Annotated in this window: 2 protein-coding genes; both read left to right on the top strand. The window is 63.3% G+C overall.

Annotated elements, in window-relative coordinates; genetic code table 11:
- The coding region (locus R6U20_RS04730; RefSeq protein ID WP_410336717.1) for a T9SS type A sorting domain-containing protein at positions 1–435 on the top strand (435 nt) is incomplete at its 5' end.
- 234 nt (positions 436–669) lie between these two features.
- Positions 670–2,265: a flavin-containing monooxygenase gene (locus tag R6U20_RS04725; RefSeq protein ID WP_410336716.1), complete on the top strand. Its 1,596-nt coding sequence runs from the start codon at positions 670–672 to the stop codon at positions 2,263–2,265.
- The last annotated feature ends 923 nt before the right edge of the window (positions 2,266–3,188 follow it).

The following is a 3,188-nucleotide window of genomic DNA, read 5'->3' as shown; positions in this document are numbered from 1 at the left end:
TGGGAACCCATCGCTCGCCTAAACGGCGCGGGCACCACCGACACCCCGCAGTCCTACCGGTTTGAGGACGCGGATCTGCCCTACGCCGCCGACAGCCTCTCGTATCGCCTGCGCCAGATCGACACGGGCGGCACGGAGTCGTTTAGCGAGGCGGTGACGATTGCGCGGCAGGTGACCGAGGCCGAACTCTTGCCCACGTACCCGAACCCAGCGCGCAGTCAGGCGACGGTGCGGTTTGCGGTGCCGGAACGCCAGGACGTGCGCATCACGCTCTACGACATGCTGGGCCGCCGTATCCGCACGGTGGTGGACACGAATGCGGAGGGGCGCACCGAAGCGCAGCTCGATGTGAGCGGGCTCGCCAGCGGGACGTACTTCCTGCAGATGCAGACGGCGGGCTATACCGACACCGAGCGCATCACCGTGGTGCGGTAGCCGGCGTACATGAAACCGATCGGTTCTGAATGATCTTCTGCGGGGGCGTGCTACCAAGGCGCGTCTCCGCATGTGGTTGATGGGATAGCTGGAGAACCTCTCGTGGCAAACGCGCCATGTCGAGGGCCGGCCAGAATCGCCCAAGGTTTGATTTTGATGGAGACAGATCGTACGCCCGGCGTGTGCATTAACATTTATACGCAGATTGTTTCCGCGTAGATGCAGTCCACGCAGATGCTATCCACATCCCCCCCTGAATCCGCTATGAGGCATACCGACAGGGCGCCCGAGGTCGACGTCGCGATCATTGGAACAGGCTTCGCCGGACTCGGCGCGGCGATTCGGCTCATGCAGGAGGGTATGACGGACTTCGTCGTGTTTGAGCGCGCAGATGAGGTGGGCGGGGTCTGGCGGGAGAATCACTATCCAGGCTGCGCCTGCGACACCGCTTCGCACCTCTACTCGTTTTCCTTCGCGCCAAAGGCGGACTGGAGTCAGCGCTTCGCAGGACGCGATGAGATCTTCGCCTACCTGAAGCAGTGCGCGACACAGTTCGGCGTCCGCCCGCACATCCGGTTCGGGCATGCGGTGCGTCGTGCGGTATGGGACGAAGAGGCGCGCCGCTGGCGTATCGAGACATCGGAGGGCGCCTACACGGCACAGGCGCTCATCTGCGGCGTCGGCGCCCATTCGCAGCCTCGCATTCCTGATCTGCCGGGGCACGAGCGCTTTGAGGGCGAGGCGTTTCACTCGTCCAATTGGCCTGAGGGATTCGACCCATCCGGGCGCCACGTCGCCGTCGTCGGCACGGGAGCCTCGGCTGTGCAACTCGTGCCGGCGCTGCAGCCCCACGTCGAGCACCTGACGCTCTTTCAGCGCACACCGGCGTGGGTGATCCCGCACGGCAACCGGGAGATTCCGCCAGCGGTTCACGACCTGTTTCGCCGCGTACCAGTGCTGATGCGAGCCTGGCGCGCCGCGTTACATCTCCTCCGCGAGGCCACCGGATGGCTCTTCTGGGACCAACGCGTTGCCCGCCTGGCAGAGCCGCTTGTGCGGTACTGGATGCGGAGTCAGATTTCAGACCCCGACCTGCGCGAGATGCTGATCCCCGACTACAGGCTCGGCTGCAAGCGCATCCTACACTCCGACACCTACCTCGCCGCTCTGTCCGAACCAAACGTCACCGTCGTTGACGGCGCCGCGCGCGAGGTCCATCCCGAGGGGGTGTCCGGGCCGTCGTCTGTGAGAGAGTTGGGCGCCGAGCCACACGACGCCGACGTGATCGTCTACTGCACGGGGTTTCAGTCGACGACGATGCCCTTTAGTCGCAGTATCTACGGTCGGAACGGACAAGCGCTGTCGACGACCTGGGGCGACGCGCCGCGGGCGCATCTGGGTACGACGGTGGCGGGGTATCCGAACCTGTTTCTTCTGCGTGGCCCGAACACCGGTCTGGGCCACAACTCCATTCTGCCAATGATCGAGTCGCAGGTCGAACACATCCTCGGAGCGTTGCGGTACATGAATGCCACGGGGACCGCCGCCGTGGAGCCGCGCGCTGCCGCCCAGTCCCGCTTCGTGCGCCAGGTTGACCGCTGGTCCGAGGGCACGGTCTGGACCGACGGCGGATGCCGCAGCTGGTACCTCGACGCCTCCGGCCGCAACGCTGTGCTGTGGCCCCGCTCCGTCGCCGCCTTCCGCCGCCGCGTCACCGACTTCGATCCGTCGGAGTACGCTACGTTGTCTCCGTCCACGGCAGAGGGCACAGAGGACGGGCAGGAAGCGGCACGTACCAGGACTTCAAAACACAGTTCTATAGCGTGTTGACCGGCTCCTGCCCTGCTTCCCAGCGGCAACTCAACGAGCAGAAACTCGGAGATACGAAGCTTGGAGATAAAGAGCAGGGATCCGGGATGCAGGCGACGTGGTGGAAACGCCGTCTCTTGAGCATGTGCGCTGGTATGCGGCCTCTGTGCACTGGAGCGCGGGAGCCGTCTGCATGTACGTCTATCTACCATCAATCCGCAACAGGCAGCCATGAAAAGCAAACTGGCCCTCCGTGTCCGAGTCGCACAAGTCAAAAACTACACCGACCGATCGCCAAGCGCGATCTACTGCCAAGGACAATCTGCCACCAGATCCACCCCCACGGGCAGGCCCGCAGATCCCGAGGCGCTTCTGAAGCGGGATCCACTCGAACGCTCTATGGGCCGAGGTTATGCCCTGAGTCGGGGCACACCATGAGTCGGGGCGGTCCGGTTGAGTGCAGCCCTCAAGATCGTATCTTCACTCATTGGATGCCCGTTCCCCGCATCGCAATCTCATGCGTTAGAAGCTGTTTTGATATGCCGTTAGAGGCGGCTAAGGGCCAATCGTAGTGACGCGATCCGGACCATGGCGGTACTCGTCTCGGCCAGGCGTTCGTACTCCTTCGCAAGTCGTCGCCAGCCCCCAAACCAGCCCCCAAACCAGCCGAGGGGGCGTTCGACAATCCAGCGCTTCGGCTCGACAGAAAAACCCGGCTCTTCGGAGTCGGATTCAGTGATCTCAAGCCGAAGCCCGAGCGCTTCCTCAACGTCGTCTTCGAATGCGTTGTGCTATACATCTGATCGCTGTTGAACATACAGAAATGCTTTTTTATGCCCTCACACCGTCATCCCAGACGGATGCCGACGGCTGTCGGCAGACGATCTGGGATCCATGCCCCAATGGAGGGATACGTTAGCGGAGTGCGTTCGCCCTCAACCGGC

It is taken from the genome of Longimonas sp. (assembly GCF_046498435.1).
Taxonomy (GTDB): Bacteria; Bacteroidota; Rhodothermia; order Rhodothermales; family Salinibacteraceae; genus Longimonas.
The sequence above is the reverse complement of the archived record's forward strand: the minus strand, read 5'-3'. Positions and strand labels throughout refer to the sequence as shown.